Here is an 18,320-nt window from a genome sequence, read left to right as displayed (position 1 = left end):
GCCGGACGCGCCCCGGGCGGACCGCCGCCCGGGGCGTCAGACCGGCTGCTGGGGGGCCCGCGGCGCATAGCGGCGGATGAACGACCGGATCGTCCGGTTGAGTTCCTCCTCGCCCTCCCGGGAGAGCCCGGCCAGGACGCGATCGGTACCGACACCCTCGTGCAGTCCCTCGTCGACCACGAAGAGGAAGAGCAGTCCCACCGGGAAACGCGCCGTCAGCCGGGTCACCAGCCCGGGGTCGGGCAGGTGCGGCACGATGACCACCACGGGGCCGAAGTCCTCCTCGTGCTCCCGCAGGCTCTCGTCGTCGTCCAGCCCGCGTTCCCGCAGCTCCTCCTCCACCCCCTCCACCAGGCTCGTCATGGGCCCGGTGGCCGCGGTCACGGGGACCACGAAGTGCTCCCAGGGGAGCGGGTCCTCACTGGCCCGGTGCACATAGCGGCGTGCCGTCTCGGTGCCCGCCGCCACCAGCACCGCGAACCGCGGCTCCTCCCAGTGCACGATCGTGTTGATCCGCTCCGCGGCGGCCGCCGGTATCCGTGCGTGGATCAGGCTGAGCTCGATCACCTCCCGCGACGGCTCGGCCCCGGGCAGCGGCAGCAGCCGCACCAGGGCGCCGCGCAACGGGTCGGCCTCCCGGACGCTGGGACGCTCGGTCAGCAGGCCCTCCGCCAACCGCTGGCGGAGCAGCCCGGGCAGCGGGGCCGGCGGCAGCCGCAGATGTTCGGCCGCCTGTCGCAGCCGGTGGTCGTCCACCGACTCCAGCCGGTGTGCCACGTACTGCTGCACCCGGGCACCGTTCATCCCCGCCCGCAGCAGCTCCAGTTGCGGGCCGAGCTCCCGGCGGACCTCCTCCTCGTCGGTGCCGGTGTTCCAGGCGACCAGCTGCCGCCGGGTCGGGCTGAGCGAACCCAGCCGGCCGTTCTCCAGCTCGTCCCGGCTCACCTCGGGCAGCGTCACGATCATGATCGGGAAATCCCCGGAGCGATGCCTGAGCTCCGCCATCGCCAGCTCGTTCTGGACATGCGGTGAGGCCAGTGCGTGTGCGGAGAGGATCAGCAGCAGACCGTGGGCGGACGCCATTCCGTCGGTGATGGCCTGCATCCACTCCTGACCGGCCACCAGGGTCTGCTTGTCCACCACCACCGGCTCGCAGCCCTCGGCCTCCAGCAGCCCCACCATCGCTCGGCGCGCCGGCCAGCAGCTGCAGTCGCAGTCCTCCGGCTCACTGCGACTCAGGAAGATACGCGGACGTGACATGCCACTCCTAGCTGCGTGTCGGGCCCGGACCGCCGTCGGCCAGACCGTGCGCCACGGCGTCGGCCGTGTCCAGGACCCGGAACCAGCGTGCCCTGCCGGGCCGTACCGGTACCTCGAAACGGCCGGATCGGGGATGCAGCACCGACGGCTGAGCCACATCCTCACCGGTGCGGTGCGAGGCTATCTCCAGCAGTGCCGCCTCTCCAGGGCGGCACGGCACCACGGCGGCGGCCGCCCGGTTGGCGGTGTTGGTCAGACAGAGCACCTCCTCGTCACGATGGCGCCGCCGCAGCGCGACGACGTCCCTGCTGCCCGCGTCGACGCTCTCCGCGCCGCCGCGGACCATGGCCAGCTGCTGGGTGCGGATGCTCAGCAGGCCGCGCAACCAGCGGGCGTCCGGGGTGTCGGCGAACAGGTCCGCGGGGACCTCGCGGCAGCCCGGCAGTGCCAGCAGCAGGGCGGTGCGGGTCGCCGGGCGGCGCCCGCCGGGAGGCCGCGCGGGCAGCGACCAGGCTTCGCCGGGGGGCTGGAGCAGCGGCGGGGAGCCGCGGTCGGGGCCCACCGGGACGACGACCAGATGACACTGCGCCAGCGGCCCCGGTGCACTCGGGCCGCCGGATCCGGGCCGCCCCTCCTGCGGGCGGTCGGCGGCGGCCAGCAGCGCCGCCTCCGGAGTGGCATCCACCAGATGCCGCAGATCACCGACCAGCTCCGGCGGCCAGGCGCCGCCCCGCAGCAGCCGTAGGCCGTCGGTGTGGGCCAGCAGGGCGTCGGCGTCCTCCAGGGTGCGGGTCCACACCGCCGCCGGGTCCGTGCCGGGGGGCACCTCCGGCGGGTGGAGGTCCGCGACCAGGCGCAGCCCGGCGGCGGCCGTCCGGCGGGCGAGCCGGGGCAGCAGTCCCTCCTGGTGCAGTCCTCTGCCGTCCACCAGCAGATGGGAGATGCCGGCGCCCCGGGCGGCGCGCAGCAGCTGCGCCGAGTCCTCCCCGTCCAGCGCCTCCACGGCGGTCTCCAGCCCCACCGCGTCCCGCAGCCAGTCCGGGCCGCCCCCGTTGCGCAGGGCGGGCGCCGGATCGGGGGCGGCGACATGGGTGCGGCCGTCCTCGGAGCGGATCTCCAGCGGGCCGCCTGCGCCGGTCAGCAGCAGCCCGCCGCTCTCCAGCGCGGACAACTCCCGCACCCCGAAGGGCAGCGGCCGGGTGCCGGGCTCCGGTGCCGTGCCCGACCCGGTGTCGAACCCGGTCAGCTGTGGGCCGCCGTCGGCCGCCCACAGCCGGCCTCCGCCGGGCGCAAGGGCCAGGCCGGTGGCGGGCCTCGGCAGCGGGCCTGTCTCCTGTACGGCGCCGGTGGACGGGTCCCAGATGCGCACCGCGCCGTCCGTCACCGCCCAGCAGATCCGCCCGGACCCCGGGTCACCGGTCAGCGCGGTCACCGGGCCGCCGGGTTCGCCGCTGAACTCCCGCCGGGGCGCCGCGGCGGTGCCGCAGTGCCAGATGTGGACCCGGCCGGTGGTATCGGCGGCGGCCAGCCGCGCGGTGGCACCCGAGCACCACAGCCGTACCAGCTCGGCCGGATGGTCCAGCACGGTGGCGGGACCGCCGCCCTCGGGGTGCAGCAGCAGCCGCGATCCCGCCATGGTGCAGAGCACCGGGCCGGAGTCCGTGCCCAGCCAGCCGAGCGCGGCGGGCTCCTGCTCCAGGGGGCGTATCGCCACCTGGCTGTCAGCATTCTGACCGACCGTCACGTCATGAACCGTGCCGTCGACCGAGAGCGCGGCACGGGAGCCGTCTGGGGTCACCGCCAGCAGCCGCGGCAGACCCTCGAACTCTGCCGCGGCCCGCCCGCCGCTCTCCAGCCGCAGGACGGTGCGGCCGCCCGAGCCGACCGCCACCGCCCAGTCGTCGCCCCGGCCGCCGTGGGCGCAGAGCAGCACCGAGTCCATCTCCACCCGGGCCCGGGCCACCCGGTCGTCCGGCAGCAGCCGGGCCACCACATCCAGCCGCACAGCGGCCTGCTGGCCGTCGTAGAGGTCCAGCGAGAACAGCTCAGCTCCGGGCAGCGCCCCGCGCAGCGCCAGTCGGGCACGGGCCGCACCGGCCACCGTGCACACCCGGGCGTCCCGGGCCGGCGGGCGGCTCAGCACCACCCCGTCCCCGGTGAGCCGGACGCCCACCGCGACCTGGCCGCGCACCAGCGCCCGCGCCGCGAGCAGCTCCTCGGGGTCGCGGTCGACCGTCATCTCCTGGGGAAGGTCCAGCCCCAGCCGCTCGGCCGCGGCCACCCTCAGCCGCCAGGCGGCCTCGGTGTCGCGGACCGGGCCGGGCAGCCGGGGCAGGAAGTGCAGCAGCCAGCGGCCGACCTCGTCCGCCGACCCGTCCTCCCGCGCCAGTGCCCGTTCAAAGGGCTCCAGCTCCCGGCGTACGGCCTCCGGCGTCAGCTCCTGCTCCCCGGCGGCCGCCCAGAGCAGCCGCTCGAAGGCCCGCACCGCGGGCGGTGCCTGCCGGTGCTGGGCCTCCGTGAAGGCCCGCACCTCGGCCAGTGCGGCCCGGTCGGCGGCGGCCAGCTCCCGGCGCAGCTCGGTGGCGACCGCCGGGTCGAGGACCAGCGCCCGGCTGTCGGCGGCCTCCACCAGCGGGGAGAACCACAGCAGCGCCTCGACGGCCAGCCCGCCGTGCGGCAGGAACATCAGCCGGGCCCGCCGGACCATCTCCGGCTCGGCATGCGCGGCGAGGCAGAGCGCGCGGGCGAGCAGCACCACCTGCGGCTGCTCCTGACGCACCTCGTCGATCAGCTCGGCCGCCTCCCGCCGGGAGCGCACCGCTGTCATCCGCGCGGCCCCCGGTCCCGGAAGCGCCGCGTCTCGGCGTGGGTGAAGCGGATGGAGGTGCGGCGGTCCAGCGGGACCAGCGGCACCGCCCGCCGGATCGGCTGCGGATAGGCGGTCGCCGGAAAGGGCGTCAGACAGGTCACCGGGGCGCCTCCCCGGCGCAGCCGCCGCAGCCAGGGCAGCCACTCCATCGGGGTGGTGGCGGTGCGGTCGGCGAACGGCACCGCGAGTGCGCCCAGGTCGGACAGGAGCAGCACGGGCCGGCCGGGGACCGGCGGCGGCAGCGCCTCCCAGGTGCGGCCGCCGTCGCTGCTGACCCCGCGCCGGAGCAGCAGATCCCGCACCTGCACCCGGTCATGGCGCAGCACCAGCTCAGCCAGCTCGGCCAGCCAGGCCTGGTCGTGCCGGTACGGCTGCATCGCCGTCCCTCGGTCGAGCAGTACCAGCGCGCCCTCCCGGGTGGTGGGGCGGATCCGGCGGGGCGTCCGCATCCCCCGGCGCGGCTCCCGCCCGGCCAGGGCCCTCACCGCCATGCCCACCAGGGCGTGCCGGTCCACCTCCCGGCCCTCCACATCGGTGGATGCGGCGGCCAGCATCACCCCCCGCTGGGTGCGCGGGTCCCACGGCGGGGGAGGGCGGTGTGCGGGCGGCTGGTGCCGCTCCAGCAGCGGCAGCGGGGCGGGGTCGGCCGCTGTGCGGGGGCGGCGGCTGGGGTCGGGGCCGCGCAGGGTGGTCAGCGAGCCGGTGGACGGGCCGCCGGCGGACGCGGGCGGCCCGGCCGTACCGTCCTCGTCCGGCGGGAGGCCGGAGCCCGGCGGGACCGTGGAGCCCGGCGGGCCTCCCCGGCCCGGCGCAGCGGCGCCGGCCGCCGGGCGCCTGGCGGCCCGGCGCTGGCCGCCGGTATCGCGGCGGTCGGGATTGTGGCGGTCGGGACTGTGGCGGTCGGAATCGTGGCGGGGCCGGCTGCCGGCGCCGGGCGGGGAGCCGGTGGCGGAGCCGCCGGGCAGCCTTTCACCGGCCGGGCCGCGGGGGAGCGCCTCGGCCGGTGGCGCGCCGTCGGGCAGCGGCAGGCCCAGCGTACGGGCCAGCGCCCGCAGGCCCTCCGGCGACTCCATCCGGAGCACCCGGGCGGCGGTGAGCAGGTCGCCGAGGTGCACCGGGCCGCGGGTCACGGGCCCTCCTGGGAGGCGAAGCCGGACTTGACCATCGCCAGGTCGGCGACGGCACGCCACAGCGGGGAGTCGGCTCCGACCTGCAGATGCAGACAGGCCCGCAGGGTGTCCAGGTACTCCGCGGTGCTCGCCACACCGGAGCGGTGCTGGGAGAAGGAGTCCAGCAGATGGTCCGCCAGCTCCTCGGCGAGCCGCTGATCGTAGTCGGCGCCCAGGTGCAGCCGCGCCACGTCCAGCAGATGGTCGCGGCCCGGCGGGTCCAGCCGCAGCGCGATGCAGCGGCGCAGAAAGGGGGCGGAGAGCGCACGTTCCTCGTTGGTGGTGACCACCACCAGTGGCCGGGGCATCGCGGGGTCGGCGGTGACGGTGCCGCCGCCCGGCCCCGGGAACCGCAGATCACCCAGCGGTACCAGCAGGGCGTTGGGGAAGTCCGGGTCCGCCTTGTCGATCTCGTCGATCAGCACCACCGCGGGGCGCTCACGCTGCTCCGGCGTCAGAACCGGGTCCCTGGCGGGATCGATCGCCATCCACAGCGGGCCGGGCCGATGGTAGGACTCCGTGTCGGGCCCGCCGAGCCGCCCCCGCCGGGCGTCGCTGAGCTGCCGCAGCATGTCCTCCCGCCAGAGCAGGTCCTGGTCCTCGGTACGGGCGGTGACCACCTCGCAGTAGTAGCGGTAGCCCAGTACCCGGGCGATGTTGGGCGCCAGCGTGGACTTGCCCGAGCCGGGCGGCCCGGAGACCAGCAGCGGCCGGCCGGTGGCCAGGGCGACGTTGACCGCGAGCACGGTGCCCTCGTCGAACACATAGACCTGCTCGTCGGATCCGCCGAGGCCGGTGTCCCCGTCCGCCGGTGTCCCCGGCGCCCCGTCCGGGTCGAACTGCTTGGCATACTCCATCGCGCCCCCGCTCCACCGATGATCCATCCGCTCCCCGCGTCCCCGGGGCCGACTCCCGCAGCGAATGCTCACATCGCCATGGCCTGATCGACAACCCCGCCCTCAGGAGTGCACCCGCACCTCCACCCGCCCGAGGTACCACACCGTGACCGGTGCCCCCTGATGATGGATCAGGTCGAGCCGCCGCAGCCAGCGTGCCTTGCGCAGCGGCTCCAGGTCCGCCGGTGCCGGCCCCGGCGCCAGCTCGGCGAAGACCACCTCGGAGGCGGCCAGCGCGGAGACGTCCCGCAGCCCGGTGCAGCCCCGCACCGCCAGGGTCCGCAGATCGCGGCAGCCGGCCAGGTCGGGGAGCGCGGTCAGCCCGGGGTCGCCGCTGATCACCAGGGTGCGCAGCCCCCGGATCCGGGCCAGCAGCGGTGCCGCGGAGTCGATCGGGCCCTGGCAGTGCACCTCGCCGACGTACGGCAGCCGGGCCAGCGCCGCCAACTCCCGGCGGTTGTGCACCGCGTGGGGGGCGGGGGCCCGCGGTACCACCGCCGCGCGGGCGGGCAGCCGGCGTGCGGGGGAGTGCGCGGGCACATCCGGGTCCGCCGACCGCGCCGCCCGGTCCGCTGCGGACCCGGAGAGCTGGGCCGGGACCAGGACCGAGGGCAGCAGGTCCCGGATGCCCGGTCCGCCCCGGGCCAGCAGCCTCAGTTCGGCCGGTTCCAGCGGGGCCAGTGCGTTGAGCGCCGTACGCAGCCGCTCGGCCACCCGGTCCCCGCAGCCGTCCGCCGCCGCGACCGCCACGGCCGGCAGCAGCGCCCTGCTGCCGGCGGTCCGGTCGACCAGCGCCAGCAGAAAGGCGTCCCGCTGCACGGCCGGGAGCTCCGCCGCGACCAGCAGCACCAGCTCGGCGGCGCCCCGCTGCTCCGGCAGCCCGGCCAGCAGCCGCGCCGCCTCGGCCGCGCCCAGCCCGGCGACCTCGGCAGCGGCCAGGCAGTCCCGCAGCGAGTCATGGGCGAAGGACACCACCCCCGCTCCGGGCTGCCACAGCACCCCGGACCGCTCCGCCAGCGTCTCCAGCTGCTCCCGGCCCTCGGGACGGCGGCCGCCGCCGACCGCCTCGGCGGCGGCCTCCCAGGGCAGCACACCGCCGCCGTCGCGCACCGCGGCGACCGCCAGCCGCCCCGCGGCGGCCCGCAGCGCGCCGTCCCCGGACCGTGCCGACCGGCGGCGGGTCTGCGGCTCCGAGGACTCGCCCTCCCCGGGCAGCCAGACCGCGGAGAGTGCGGCGTCCAGCAGCCGCGCCCGGTCGGGCGGTGTGTCACCGGCGGCCCGGACGGCCGTCCACACCCCGGCCGCGGAGGCCGGCCAGGCCATCAGATCGCGCAGTACCGGATCGCCCGCCAGCAGCCCGGCCAGCGCACGGGCCCCGCGTCCCTCGCCCTCGGCGCCGCCCGGGGCCGCGCGTGCCGCAAGCCCCAGGAAGGCGCCGATGTCCTGGGTGGACCACGGCTCCAGACGTACCGGCGCCCAGCCCCCGTCCAGCCGCTTCCAGGGCAGCCGCACCCCGTCGCAGGCGACGGCGCAGGGGCTGCGCGGATACTCCGCGAGAAGCCTCAGCAGCCACTCCCACACCGCCTCCCGGCCGCCGGCCGGCAGCACCTCCAGCCCGGCCAGGGTGATCAGCGCGCGGCCGGAGCGCAGCTGACGGGCGGTCCAGCCGGCCGGTTCCTCGGTGCGCAGCCGCGGCGCGACCGCCTGGACCAGATCGGCGACCGCGGGCATCCCACCCGGACGCACCGTCAGCTCCAGCGCCACCTCGCAGCCCCAGGGCCCCGATCCGGGCTCCTCCTCCAGGACGGCCCTGGCCAGCCACGCCAGCTCCCTGCGCCGCCCGCTGCCGCGCGGGCCCAGCAGGGCGATCCGCCGCCCGAGGTCGGGCAGTTGCTCCCGCAGCAGCGCGGCGGCGCTGCCCGCGCCGACCGGGGCGGCCCGCCGGGGCACATCCACCGCCGGACCCCCGTCGAAGGGCAGCGGTGCCTCCCGCAGCAGCTCCCGGAACCGCCGGGTGAACGCGGCGTCGTCGGCGGCGAAGGCCGAGGGGAGGTCGGCAGGGACGTCCTCCGGCGGCAGCGGGGGCGGGGGGCGGTCCGCCGCGGAGGCCACCAGCCGGCCGGCGACGGCGGAGACCACGGACCGGTACTCGCTGCGCAGCCGGGGCGCCTGCATGGTCAACTGCGCCAGCCCGTCGAGCCGGTAGACGGCGGGCAGGGCGTCGGCGGGCAGCGTGTCGGCCTCGGCGGCGACGGTGGGGAGCCGCTGCGGCAGCGGCTCCCACAGCACCGGCAGCACGGTCTGCGGGGTGACCCCGGTCCTGGCCCGGCCCAGCGTCCGGCGCTGCACGGCGACGGCCCACTCCCGCCCCACCCGCTCGTCGCCGAAGTACGCGGGTGAGCAGAGCGACAGCAGCACATCCGCGGTCCGTGCGCCGCGCAGGCCGTCCTCACCGGCTCCGTCCGGGCCCTCACCGACGCGGGTGAACGCGCCGGGAGCCTGCCGCTCCAGCTCCTGCCGAAGGTCCAGCAGAAAGCGAGAGACCCATGCCTCACTGGTCTCGGCATGACTGACGGCATAGGTCGGCACGGTCCGCCCAACTCCTCTCGTGCGCCGCCGATCGGGAGGAGCAGGTTACCCACGGCCGGTGTGCGACAATCCTCCTCGGTGACCATTGGACACCCCGTCACGAACGTACCTGTCGGAGCGTCAACTCTTGTCCAGCGAACCGCCCCCCGCCTCACCGTCCGGTTGTTCGACGGCAACGGCGGATGCGTGGGCCGGGGAGGCCGGTCGCATCATGTCCGACGAGCGCCGCCTGCCCACCGGTCCCAGCGTCGCGGCCCTGCCGGGAATCGCGCTGCGCGACGCCGCCCTGCACACCCACCCCTCGGGGCTGGGCCGGCGCCAGCAGAATCTGCTCACCGGTGTGCTGCGCAATGTCCCCGTGGTGAACGACGGCTCGGCCATGCCGCCCAGCCCCGCCGAGATCCAGGACGCCCTCAGCCGCTTCCGGCCCGCCGCGCCGGGTGAGCTGGAGAGCGCCGCCAACCACTTCCGGCCTCGGCTGCTGGAGGCGATGGTCGGCCCGGAGGCGCGGCGTGCGGGCTATATCCGCGGGTTGCCGCCGGAGGTGCTGCCCCAGCTGCTGTCCGCGGCGGGCCGCGCCGCGGAGACCCCGATCGTGCTGCGGGTGGTCTACGGGGCCACCCGTACCCTGCCGCTGCGGGCGCTCAGCTATGTGCTGCCCGCGGTCCAGATGGCCGAGCGCATCAGCAGGGCCACGCACCGCTCCGCGCACCTGGAGATCGTGCTGATGGGCGACATCGGCACCGCGGTCAACGAGCTCCCGCCGGACGAGGTGGAGGCGGAACTGCTGCTGCTGGGCCGCAGCCTCTCCCGGCTGCTGCCGCTGCTGGACGTGAAGGATGGTTTCGGCATCCTCACCGACCGCGGCGCCGACGCCACCGCACGGCTGGACGAGCTGGCCGGCCGGCTGGACGACGACCGCCGGGCCGAGGTGCTGCGGCTGCTCGCCGGGCGCGGCGGCAGCCGCAGCGAGCGGCAGACGCTCCGGTACGCCGCCGCCCATGTGCTGCTGCACGACCGGGCCGCGATCACCCTGGTGCCGGTCTACGGCGGACCCACACCGCAGGACGCCGTACGGATCGACCTGGGCGGCATCCAGGAGCGCCACTTCCACCGGGTGCGCACCCTCTTCGCCCAGGGGGCGGCCGACCAGGGGGAGCCGTCCGCGCCGCTGGTCCTCACCCGCCACTCGGTGCCGCCCTACATCATGGCGAGGGGCGGGGACATCGCCCTGCGCGACTTCCTGGCAGGCACCGCCCCCGACGAGGCGCTGCTGCCCCCGGCCGTCCGGCACGACCTGCGCTATCTGTACCTGCAGCTGGGCGAGGGGCGGCTGGCGGCCGTGCTGGGTGAGGACGGACCGGGCTGGTGACCCGGAGAGTCACCAGGGCGACGGCTTGTAGTCCTTGAGGAAGCAGCCGTACAGGTCCTCGCCCAGCTCGCCGCGGACGATGGGGTCGTAGACCCGGGCGGCGCCGTCCACCAGGTCCAGCGGGGCGTGGAAACCGTCGGCGGCCAGGCGCACCTTGTCGGGGTGCGGACGCTCGTCGGTGATCCAGCCGGTGTCCACGCTGGTCATCAGGATGCCGTCGGTGAGCATCTCCTGGGCGCTGGTGCGGGTGAGCATGTTGAGCGCGGCCTTGGCCATATTGGTGTGCGGATGTCCCGGCCCCTTGTAGCCCCGGGCGAACTGCCCCTCCATCGCCGAGACGTTCACCACATAGGTGCGCCGCGCCGGGGAGGCGGCCAGCGCCGGGCGCAGCCGGCTGACCAGGACGAACGGTGCGGTGACATTGCAGAGCTGGACCTCCAGCAGCTCCAGCGGGTCGACCTCGTGCACCCGCTGGCTCCAGCTGTTGGCCGCGTCCAGGTCCGGCACCAGGCCGCCCGCGTCCACCGCGGTGCCCGCCGCGATCCGGTCCGGTGAGGCGGAGCCGCTGGTCAGCGCAAGGGCGGTGATCGCCTGCGGGGTGAGGGCGGCCTGCCCGGGCCGTCGCGGGCCGGGCAGCTCCGGGTGGTTGCCCGCGCCGAAGCGGCCCAGGACCACCGACTCGGGAAGTTCCCCGGCGGGCAGCGGCGCCGACTCGGCAGCGATCAGCTCCTGATAGGCCTGCGGTGAGCGCCGCACGGTCTGGGCGGCGTTGTTGATCAGGATGTCCAGCGGGCCCTGGTCGGCCACCGAGTCGGCCAGCGCGATCACCTGGGAGGGGTCGCGCAGGTCGATGCCGACGATCCGCAGCCGGTGCAGCCACTCCGCGCTGTCCGGCATCGCGGTGAAGCGGCGGATCGCGTCATTGGGGAAGCGGGTGGTGATGGTGGTGTGGGCGCCGTCCCGCAGCAGCCGCAGGGCGATGTACATACCGATCTTGGCCCGGCCGCCGGTGAGCAGTGCGCGCCGCCCGGTGAGGTCGGTGCGGGCGTCCCGGCGGCTGCGGTTCTCCGTGGCGCACGACGGGCACAGCTGGTGGTAGAAGGCGTCCACCTCGACATAGCGGGTCTTGCAGATGTAGCAGGACCGGGGCCGCTGCAGGATCCCGGCGATCTCCCCGGCGGTGGGGGTGCTGAGCAGCAGGCCCTGGGTCTCGTCGTCGATCCGCCCCGGGGCTCCGGTGGCGGTCGCCGCGGTCACCGCCCTGTCGTTGGCGGTCTTGGAGGCGCGGCGCTCCTGGCGGCGGCGCTGCTTCACCGTGCGGTAGATGCCCGCGGTGGCCTTGCGTATGGCGATCGCGTCCGGGTGGTCCAGCGGCAGGTCGTCCAGCTCCGCCAGCACACCCAGGCAGACCGCCATACGAGCGGGGTCGATGCCCGTGCACTCCTCCGGCGGCATCGCCGCGTCCTGGCTCTCCACGCTCGCCGTCATCGCCGCTGCCGCTTCCTTGGTCGTCCCTGCCCGCCGGTCCCGGCGGCGCTCTCCGCAGCGGAACTCTACGTACGGGTGTACCGGGGGCCCAAATGGGCGACCCCGGGATCCGCCCCCCATGCGGCCGTGGCCTGGCCAACGGCTCTCGGTCCGTGATGTGTGTCACCTGTCGGCGCCGGTCAACGAGGCGCCGTAGTGGAGTGGCCGTACCTGGAATACGCCGCCATTCCCCAGCGAAACGGACATTTGCCTCGATGGATGCCCGGTCGATGGCCGAGGCCTGGGGGTGTCGCGCAGCACCGGTGTGCAGCACGGGTTCTGACGGCGCGTCGGGATCGCCCAGGGCGCCGGGAACACCGGGCCTGCATCTCCGTACGGTCGCCGCAAGACCCCTCCGCGGCTACGAGCAGCCTTAGTAAAACAGGGCCTTTGCCCAGGCCAGGGGCGGTTCGCACAATGACCGGGCCCGACCGCCGCACCACCGAATGAGGTCCCCCATGTCGCAGCACCGCAGGAGTCTCTCCCGCCGCCGCAGGATAACCGTGACCCTCGTCGCCGCGGTGGCGCTGGGCACTCCTACGGCCGCGTTCGCCTCCGAGGGCTGGCACCCCGGCAAGACCGGCTCCGGCCACTGGCAGGGCGGGTCCTCGCAGTGGTGGGCCGGACACCAGCACGGCACCTGGCCCACCACCGCTCCCACCACCCCGGCCCCCGCCCCCTCGGCATCCGCCCCCGCGGCGCCCTCGACCACGGCGCCCTCGACCACGGCTCCCAGCGGTCCCACCGCGAGCGTCGTCACCCTGGTCAACGCGGAGCGCAAGAAGGCCGGGTGCGGCCCGCTGACCGTGAACGCCAAGCTCACCAGCGCCGCCCAGGCCCACAGCCAGGACATGGCCGCGCACAAGAACATGTCCCACACCGGTTCGGACGGTTCCTCCCCCGGCGACCGGATCACCAAGGCCGGCTACTCCTGGTCCGCCTACGGCGAGAACGTCGCCTACGGCTACAGCACGCCCGACAGCGTGATGGCCGCCTGGATGTCCAGCCCCGGGCACAAGGCCAACATCCTGGACTGCTCCTTCAAGGAGATCGGCGTCGGCCTGGCAGAGCCGGGCGACTACTGGACCCAGGACTTCGGCACCGCCCGCTGATCCACCCGGTCGTTGTCAGTGGCGTGTGCCAGCCTTCCGCTGTCGCGATCTTGTGACAGGAATGCACGTGCGATCCGGACGTGTCCTGGGCAATAGTCGTCGTCAGGGATTTTTGTCCATACCGTCCGACTCGGAGAGTTGGCCACGCCATGACCGTGCTGTACGCCGGCGCCGTCCGCCACCGGGCGAAGCCCGGCTCCGTCCTTCCCGCCGGCGCCCAGGACGTGCTGGCGGTCGTCGCCGACCCGTCCCGGCCGGTCCACCTGGTGGTCACCACGGGGCGGGCCGCCCGCCGCAGCTTTGTCTCCTGGCAGCCGTGGGACGCCAGGACCGGCACCGGCAACTGCTACACCGCGCTGCCGGCCGCGGTCTGCGAGGCGCTGCTGGAGGCCGGGCTGATCGCGCCCGGGCCGGTGGTCCAGGACCCGTCCCGGCAGGTGCGTACCGTCGGTCTCACCGAGGCCGGCCGGCGCCGCCGGGCCCGCCCGTCCGCCTACGCGGCCTGAGCCACTGCCGCCAGGCCCTGCACGGCGGCCCGGCCGGGCCGGCCCGTACCGCCGCAGGGCCCAGCACCGCCGTCCGCCTCGCCTGTCCCCGGCCGTCTTGCCTCGGCGGCCGACCGGGGACATGATCGAAGCGGGCTGTCCGTCCGGCTCGACGCCAGGCGCGCGAAGGAGGTGCAGCTGTGAGTGAGAACACGATGGGTGACGAGGTCTACCAACCGCAGGGCGACGAGGTGACCGACGACTCGGGCCCGTTGGAGCCCGAGGACACCCTGGTCAACAGAGGTGTGGGACAGGTCCTGGACGAGGGCTACTCACCCCCGGAGCGGCCGCTGGCCGTCAACGACTGGGGTACCACCGCCGAGGAGCAGAACCTCGGCGAGGGCCTCGACCGCCGCCTCGCCCGTGAACTCCCGGACCTCGTGGACGGCGACGGCGACGGCCTCGGCGACGCGGTGGGCACCGACGGTGAGCTGCTCGACGACGAGGTCGGCGACCGCCGGGCAGGCCGCCTGGTGGCCCTGGACGAGGGTGCGCATCCGGACACCGAGTCCGAGCTCTTCGCCAGCGACGTGGGTATCGACGGCGCGGCAGCCTCCGCCGAGGAGGCCGCGGTCCATATCGTCGCCGACGGCGACTGAGCCGCGGCGGACGGTGACCGGGGAGCCCCCGACCCCGGGGCGCGCCGCGGACCGTGCACCCTCCCGCGGTCCGCAGTGCGCCCGGCGGCGCGCCCACGCCCTGGGCGGACCGCCCGCAGAGCGCGGCCCGGCGCGGTCGCGCTGTCGCCGGCGGGCCCTACCGTGCGGGGATGACCACTCCGAGCCATGAGCGCCGCTGCGCGGAGATCGTCGCGCAGACCGACCTGCTGAGGTCCTGCATCGAGGGCGCGGACCTCACCGTCCCGGTGCCCAGCTGTCCCGGCTGGAACGTCGGACAGCTGCTGCGCCACCTGGGCGGTGCCCAGCGCTGGGCCGAGGAGGTCGTACGGACCCGCGCCTCCCAGCCGCTCCCCGACGGGCACTTCCGTGACCTGCCCGCCCGCAGCGACGAGGATCCCGCGGTGCTCGGGCCCTGGCTCGCGGACGGCGCGGCGAGGCTCGCCGATACCCTGCACGCCGCCGGGCCCGACGCGGCGCTCTGGACCCCGGTCCCCGGGGGGACCACGGCGTTCTACGCCCGGCGGTTCGCGCATGAGACGGCCGTCCACCAGGCCGACGCCGTGCTTGCGCTGGGTGCGCGCTACACCCTTGACCAGGAGATCGCCCTGGACGCCCTCGACGAGTGGATGGAGCTGGGCTCGCTGCCGATGCACTTCGAGGTCCACCCCTGGATGCGCGAGCTGCTCGGTCCCGGCCGCACACTGCACTTCCACGCCACCGACACCGAGCCCCGCGCGGCGGCCGAGTGGCTGGTCGACCTCACCGGCGACACCATCACCTGGCGCCGTGCCCACGAGAAGGCGGCCGTTGCGGTGTGCGGCCCGCTCACCGCACTACTGCTGCTCGTCTACCGGCGGCGTGCCGCCCGTGGCGAGGGGATCGAGGTGCTCGGCGACGCGGAGCTGCTCGACTTCTGGCTGGAGCGGGTGGGTTTCGGCTGACCGCCGGGCCACCCTGCGCAGATGGGCGTCGAAGACCGCGGGTGCGTCAGGGGTCAGCGAACGCAGCGCCACCATGGAGGTGATGATCACGTCGCAGAGTTCGGCCTGCACATCCTCCCAGGTGTGCGAACGGCCCTTGCGCGGGTTCTGGCCCATGGCCCCGATGACCGCCTCCGTCACCTCGCCCACCTCCTCGGACAGTTTCATCATGCGCAGCAGACGATCGGTCTCGGGTGCGACGCTGCTCGCCGTGTCCAGCCAGGCGACCAGCCGGTCGACGGTCTGCCAGGTGTCCTCTTCCATGGGGGAGTGCGCTCTCCTCTGTGATCTCTGGTGGTCGGGAAGCAGATTGACGTGATGTCAGGGAAAGACGAGATAGCGGTCCAGGAGGAGGGCGGCCTCGGAGAGGATCCCGGGATCGCCGTCCGGCCGGTCCCGGAAGGCCAGGTTGAGCAGGTGGCCGACCAGCACGACGGCCATCAGCGTCCGCCGCCGGGCCTCGGGGGTGTCCGGGGCGCCGTAGTGCTCGACCAGCAGGGTGTGGACCTGGCCCGCCACCTCCTCGTCGTTGGCCTCGCCCTCGGACTGGAGGGCGGGCATCCGGGGGCCGCCCCACCAGATCTGCCGGAAGCCGGGCTCATTGCGGAAGAAGTCCGCGTATGCGGTGATCAGCAGCCGGTGGAGCTCCTGCGGCCGCTCGGGCAGCGGGCCGGCGGCGGCCTCCTGGGAGATCTCCACGAAGCGACGCAGCCAGTCCCGTGCCAGGGCGGCGACGATGGCCTCCTTGTCGGGGAAGAAGCGGTAGAGGATGCCGACGGAGACACCTGCCTCGGCGGCGATCAACCGGGTGCCGATCTCGTCGTAGGGGTGTTCCTCCAGAAGGCGCCCGGTGGCGGCCAGGATCCGGGCGACCTTCTCGCGGCTGCGCTGCTGCTGCGGCCGCCGTGCCCCCGTGCGGGGGTCGATGGGCTGCTGGGCCTGGGGCACGGATCCTCCTGACGGCTTGACAGGGTTGAGAATGCGAACGAGAGTCTAGTTCATGTTTTCACCGGGGGAAGCACCACGCGTCCGGCTGCCGCTGGGATCCGCGTTCCGCATGGTCTGGGCCTCGGCCACGCTCTCCGCAATCGGCGACGGCATGCGCTTTGTCGCCCTGCCGCTGCTCGCCGCCAGGCTCTCCGGCGACCCGCGGGACATCGCGCTGGTCTTCCTGGCGGAGCAGGCGCCCTGGCTGCTGCTCTCCCTGCCCGCCGGGGCGCTCGCCGACCGGCTCGACCGGCGGCAGCTGCTGTGGAGGGTGGACGCCGCGCGCGCAGTGGTGGCCGCCCTGCCGGCGGTGCTGGTGGTGCTGAACGCGCCGTCGATCCCGCTGCTGGCGGCCACCGGCTTTCTGCTGGGCGCGGGCGAGGTGCTGCACGGCGGAGCCTGGGCGGGCCTGGTGCCCGCCCTGGTCCCCCGGGAGGAGCGGCCCCGGGCGAACGCAGCCATCCAGGCCGGGATGCTGGTCGGCGACACCCTGCTGGGCACCCCAGTGGGAGCGGTGCTGTTCACGGTGGCGGCGGCCGGGCCGTTCGTGGTGGACACGGCCTCCTTTGCCGTCGCAGCCCTGCTGATGGCCCTGGTGCCCGGGGACTTCCGGCCCCGGGCCGCGAGCGCGGGCACCACCGCCGGTGTCCCGGCCCCGGCCGGTGCGGGGAACCTTCGCCGCGAGGCCGTCGAGGGGGTGCGGCAGCTCTGGCACCGGCCGCTGCTGCGCAGGCTCTGCCTGGTCGCGGCGGTCTCCAATCTGGTGCTGTCAGGACTGATCGCGGTCCTGGTGCTGTTCGCCCGGGACCAGTTGGGCCTGGACGGCACCGGCTACGGCCTGCTGGTCGCGTCCTTCGCCGTCGGAGGGCTCGGCGGAGCGGGCCTGGCGCCCCGGCTGGTCGCCGGGCTCGGCGCTGGACGGGTGCTGCGGCTCGTCATGCCCGTCGCGGCCGTCCTGGCGGGGGCCCTCGGTGTGACCTCCTCCGGTGTCGTCGCCGGATCGCTCATCGCGGCCTACGGTGCGGCCGCCACGGTCTGGAACATCACCGCGGTCTCGGTGCGTCAGTCCATCGTCCCGGCCGAACTGCTGGGCCGGGTGGGCACGGCGTACCAGACGGTGACGCTGGGCGCGGGCGCGGTCGGGGCCGCCGCGAGCGGGGCACTGGCGCACGTCTCCGGGCTGCGGGCCCCTTTTCTGCTCGGCGCGCTGCTGCTGGTCGCCGCCGCCGGTGCGGCGCTGCGGATCCCGGCGGAGGTCCGGCCCGAGGCCGAGGCCGATGCCGAGGCCGAGGCCGTGGCGATGGAGTGAACTCTCCAGGACCGCTGTACTGGCAGCAGAGTTGACTGCCTATCATAAACCGCATGCCCATGCCCGAGCTGATCCGCATCGTCTCCCGCTCCTCACCGATGGCGCTGGCCCAGGTCGAGCGGGTGCGCTCCGAGCTGGCCGTACTGCACCCCGGGATCCGTACCGAGGTGGTACCCGTCACCACCGCCGGAGACCGCTGGCCGGGCGCTCTCTCCGCGCTGGGCGGCAAGGGGGCCTTCACCAAGGAGGTCGACGCCGCGCTGCTGGCCGGTGAGGCGGACCTGGCCGTGCACTGCGTCAAGGATGTGCCCGCCGACCGTCCGCTGCCCGCCGGTACGGTCTTCGCCGCCTTCCTCAAGCGTGACGACGTACGCGACGCCCTGGTCCACCCGGGCGGACTCACCCTGGACGAACTCCCCGACGGCACCCGGATCGGCACCTCGTCGGTACGCCGGGTCGCCCAGCTCGCCGTCTCCCACCCCGGGTTGGTCTGTGTGCCCATGCGCGGCAACGCCAACCGCCGCCTGGAGAAGCTGGACGCGGGGGAGGCGGACGCACTGCTGCTGGCGGTCGCCGGGCTGCGCCGGATCGGCCGGGAGGACCGGATCGGCGAGATCCTCTCCGTGGAGTCCATGTGCCCGCCCGTGGGGGCGGGCATCCTCGCCCTTCAGTGCCGGGAGGACGACACCGACACCGTGGACACGGTGGCCGGTCTCGGGGACGCCGCCACGTGGCGGGAGACCACCGCCGAGCGGATGCTGCTGCATGTGCTGCAGGGCCACTGCAACTCCCCGATTGCCGGGTTGGCCAGGGCGGAGCGGGACGGCCGGCTCTCCCTGCGGGCCCGTGTCTTCAGCCCGGACGGCAAGACCGTGCTGGACGCGCATGAGTGGGCCGGTCCGCTGGACCCCGCGACCCTGGGCACCTCCGTGGCGGTGGCCCTGCTCCGCCAGGGTGCACGGGACGTGATCGACTCCATCCCGCACTGAGCGATCCCCAGCCGTACGGGGCGGCACCGGCGGCCCGTCGCCGACGCGGCGGCGCCGTCGCATCCGTGACCGGTGGGCTGTCACGTAGCGTGATGG

15 protein-coding genes are annotated in these 18,320 nt (G+C 75.0%); 7 read left to right on the top strand and 8 right to left on the bottom strand.

Annotation, left to right across the window (positions count from 1 at the left end; all coding sequences use genetic code 11):
* Window positions 1-36: 36 nt before the first annotated feature.
* The 5 genes from AB0761_RS09620 to AB0761_RS09600 form a co-directional block, all read right to left on the bottom strand.
* Entirely contained in the window at window positions 37-1,260 is a 1,224-nt protein-coding gene (locus AB0761_RS09620; RefSeq protein WP_377268548.1) for a toll/interleukin-1 receptor domain-containing protein, read from the bottom strand.
* Window positions 1,261-1,267: 7 nt separating this feature from the next.
* Entirely contained in the window at window positions 1,268-4,087 is a 2,820-nt protein-coding gene (locus AB0761_RS09615) for a hypothetical protein (RefSeq protein WP_377268547.1), read from the bottom strand.
* Entirely contained in the window at window positions 4,084-5,259 is a 1,176-nt protein-coding gene (locus AB0761_RS09610) for a hypothetical protein (RefSeq protein WP_377268546.1), read from the bottom strand. The genes AB0761_RS09615 and AB0761_RS09610 overlap by 4 nt, the downstream gene beginning before the upstream one ends.
* Window positions 5,256-6,155 carry an AAA family ATPase gene (locus AB0761_RS09605; RefSeq protein ID WP_377268545.1) on the bottom strand — a complete coding sequence of 300 codons (900 nt, stop codon included), beginning with the start codon at window positions 6,153-6,155 and terminating at the stop codon, window positions 5,256-5,258. The genes AB0761_RS09610 and AB0761_RS09605 overlap by 4 nt, the downstream gene beginning before the upstream one ends.
* A 102-nt stretch (window positions 6,156-6,257) precedes the next feature.
* Window positions 6,258-8,783 (bottom strand): hypothetical protein, encoded by a 2,526-nt coding sequence (locus AB0761_RS09600; RefSeq protein WP_377268544.1) that lies wholly within the window; start codon window positions 8,781-8,783, stop codon window positions 6,258-6,260.
* 211 nt (window positions 8,784-8,994) lie between these two features.
* Here AB0761_RS09600 and AB0761_RS09595 point away from each other — a divergent pair, with 211 nt between their 5' ends.
* On the top strand, window positions 8,995-10,155 hold the full coding sequence (locus AB0761_RS09595; RefSeq protein ID WP_377268543.1) for a hypothetical protein: 1,161 nt from the start codon (window positions 8,995-8,997) through the stop codon (window positions 10,153-10,155).
* A 9-nt stretch (window positions 10,156-10,164) separates the two neighbouring features.
* Here AB0761_RS09595 and AB0761_RS09590 read toward each other — a convergent pair whose 3' ends face one another.
* Entirely contained in the window at window positions 10,165-11,643 is a 1,479-nt protein-coding gene (locus AB0761_RS09590; protein WP_377268542.1) for an SDR family NAD(P)-dependent oxidoreductase, read from the bottom strand.
* A gap of 497 nt (window positions 11,644-12,140) precedes the next feature.
* Between AB0761_RS09590 and AB0761_RS09585 the strand changes: the two genes are divergently transcribed.
* From AB0761_RS09585 to AB0761_RS09570, 4 genes are all read left to right on the top strand, one after another.
* The gene (locus tag AB0761_RS09585) at window positions 12,141-12,794 is read left to right on the top strand and encodes a CAP domain-containing protein (RefSeq protein WP_377268541.1); all 654 of its coding nucleotides are present in this window, start codon (window positions 12,141-12,143) and stop codon (window positions 12,792-12,794) included.
* Window positions 12,795-12,943: 149 nt separating this feature from the next.
* The gene (locus AB0761_RS09580; protein WP_377268540.1) at window positions 12,944-13,300 is read left to right on the top strand and encodes a hypothetical protein; all 357 of its coding nucleotides are present in this window, start codon (window positions 12,944-12,946) and stop codon (window positions 13,298-13,300) included.
* Window positions 13,301-13,494: 194 nt separating this feature from the next.
* Window positions 13,495-13,938 (top strand): DUF5709 domain-containing protein, encoded by a 444-nt coding sequence (locus AB0761_RS09575; protein ID WP_377273988.1) that lies wholly within the window; start codon window positions 13,495-13,497, stop codon window positions 13,936-13,938.
* 170 nt (window positions 13,939-14,108) lie between these two features.
* A complete protein-coding gene (locus AB0761_RS09570) occupies window positions 14,109-14,900 on the top strand; it encodes a maleylpyruvate isomerase family mycothiol-dependent enzyme (protein ID WP_377268539.1) in 792 nt (263 codons plus the stop codon).
* On the opposite strand, the gene AB0761_RS09565 is transcribed toward AB0761_RS09570, so the two are convergent.
* Both AB0761_RS09565 and AB0761_RS09560 read right to left on the bottom strand, forming a co-directional pair.
* On the bottom strand, window positions 14,793-15,203 hold the full coding sequence (locus AB0761_RS09565) for a MazG-like family protein (protein ID WP_377268538.1): 411 nt from the start codon (window positions 15,201-15,203) through the stop codon (window positions 14,793-14,795). The genes AB0761_RS09570 and AB0761_RS09565 overlap by 108 nt on opposite strands.
* A gap of 57 nt (window positions 15,204-15,260) precedes the next feature.
* Window positions 15,261-15,887, bottom strand: coding sequence for a TetR/AcrR family transcriptional regulator (locus AB0761_RS09560; protein ID WP_377268537.1), 627 nt, complete (start codon window positions 15,885-15,887; stop codon window positions 15,261-15,263).
* Window positions 15,888-15,939: 52 nt separating this feature from the next.
* On the opposite strand from AB0761_RS09560, the gene AB0761_RS09555 reads away from it, so the two are divergent.
* Both AB0761_RS09555 and hemC read left to right on the top strand, forming a co-directional pair.
* On the top strand, window positions 15,940-17,235 hold the full coding sequence (locus AB0761_RS09555; RefSeq protein ID WP_377268536.1) for an MFS transporter: 1,296 nt from the start codon (window positions 15,940-15,942) through the stop codon (window positions 17,233-17,235).
* Window positions 17,236-17,288: 53 nt separating this feature from the next.
* On the top strand, window positions 17,289-18,224 hold the full coding sequence (gene hemC, locus AB0761_RS09550) for a hydroxymethylbilane synthase (protein ID WP_377268535.1): 936 nt from the start codon (window positions 17,289-17,291) through the stop codon (window positions 18,222-18,224).
* Window positions 18,225-18,320 lie beyond the last annotated feature (96 nt).

This window comes from Peterkaempfera podocarpi, from assembly GCF_042466665.1.
GTDB classification, from domain to species: Bacteria; Actinomycetota; Actinomycetes; order Streptomycetales; family Streptomycetaceae; genus Peterkaempfera; species Peterkaempfera podocarpi.
This window is presented reverse-complemented; position numbering and strand designations above follow the sequence as displayed.